General features: G+C 66.7%; 1 protein-coding gene. It reads right to left on the bottom strand.

All coding sequences use genetic code 11. The features are described 5' to 3' along the window. Window positions 1-13 precede the first annotated feature (13 nt). Complete coding sequence (locus tag AC07DW_RS34455) at window positions 14-1,312, bottom strand: IS4 family transposase (protein WP_478861526.1); 1,299 nt, start codon at window positions 1,310-1,312, stop codon at window positions 14-16. Window positions 1,313-1,512 lie beyond the last annotated feature (200 nt).

Here is a 1,512-nt window from a genome sequence, read left to right as displayed (position 1 = left end):
CAAGGCCGTGAAGTTACGGGATGAGCCTTGGTTGCAAGATGTCGATGCTGAGGGTGGCTTTGTAGGTGCGTCGGTCGACTTTGAGGCTTTTGTAGGCGTATCGGGACAGGGGTCGTTTCACCGCTCGCGGGCTGACGCGTAGGCGTCGGGCGGGCATGAGGTGGTCCAGGACGGCCCGGCCGATCGCCCCGGCCAGGTCGATCACCGTGTCGGCTATGACGCCTGCGGCCTGGACGACCTGGTCGCGGGCAGCCTGGAGGGCGATGCTGAAGCTGGCTCGGTCCGGATCAGTGCTCGGGACGGTCTCGGTAGCGTCGGTCATGGCGATCCGCAGGACCTGGTAGGTGCTCAGCAGGGCGTAGACCTCCTGGGCGATGCCGGCCCAGGTCTTGGAGCGCAGGACTCGTCGGCCAAGCATCGACTTCTTGATCTCGAAGTAGGCGGATTCCACCTCCCACCGTTCGTGATAGAGCCTGACCAGGTCGAACGCCGGGTAGCGGCGGGCGTCCAGGAGGTTGGTGGCCAGCCGGTAGAGGCCGGTGTGCCGTCCGGTCGTGGTGGTGATGGTGATCTCGCATTCGATGATGCGGACCTCGACGGCTCCCAGGCGGGAGAGGAAGGAGCCGTCGTCGTGCCGGGCGAGTACGGGAGGTTTGCGGATGGCGGACAGGCGGGCCAGGAAGGCGGCGTCTGCGGCGGCGACGGCGGCGAGGAAGGTGTTGGTGGCGAAACCGCGGTCCAGGAGCACGATCATGCCGTGGTGCAGGGACCGCATGAGTCGCTTGCCATAGACGGTTTCACCGCTGCTGCGGGGCCCGAAGGCGGCGTCGATGATCGCGCGGGTGCCGCAGGCGACCAGGGTGGTCAGGCAGATCTGCGGGTATCCGGAGGTGGCGTACTGGTTGGAGCCTTTGCCCAGGTGGGCCCGGTGCAGGGGGCTGTCGGGGACATCGAGGTAGGTGCCGTCGATGGCGACCGTCAGCATTCCTTTCCAGCGGGCGCCGCCTGTGCGGATCGCCGAGGCGGGTCCGCGCAGCAAGTCGAACAGGGCCCTCATCGGGCGCACCCCGAGCCGGGTGCGCGCGTCCCACAACGCGGTTCCGGTGATCGTCGGTAGCGGTATCGAGTCCAGCGCGGCGGTGAGCTTGCGCCAGACAGCCGGATAGCCGCACTCCTCGAACAAGGTGGCTGCCAGAAGGAGGTAGACCACCACACGAGCAGGCAGTTTCCGCAACCTGCGCTGGCCCGCGCTAGTCTCGGCGAGGACGGCATCGACCATCTCAAAGGGAACGATGCGGGTGAGTTCCCCCAGGTGCCCGGGGGCGAACAGCCCCTTGGCTACCGTGATTTCGCGCGTGATGACACACTGGTCCGACAGCGGAGCCTCCGGTGTTGTGAACGGCTGTCTTGGTCGACTGCCAGTTCTACCGGGGCTCCGCTTCCTACGTCCGGCACTCAGTCAGATCGACACCCCTCGCTACCAGCCCCAAAGCCGTAACTTCACGGCCTTGG

It is taken from the genome of Streptomyces sp. NPDC045701 (assembly GCF_056432045.1).
Note: the sequence above shows the minus strand (reverse complement) of the source record. Positions and strands in the feature narration are given on the sequence as shown.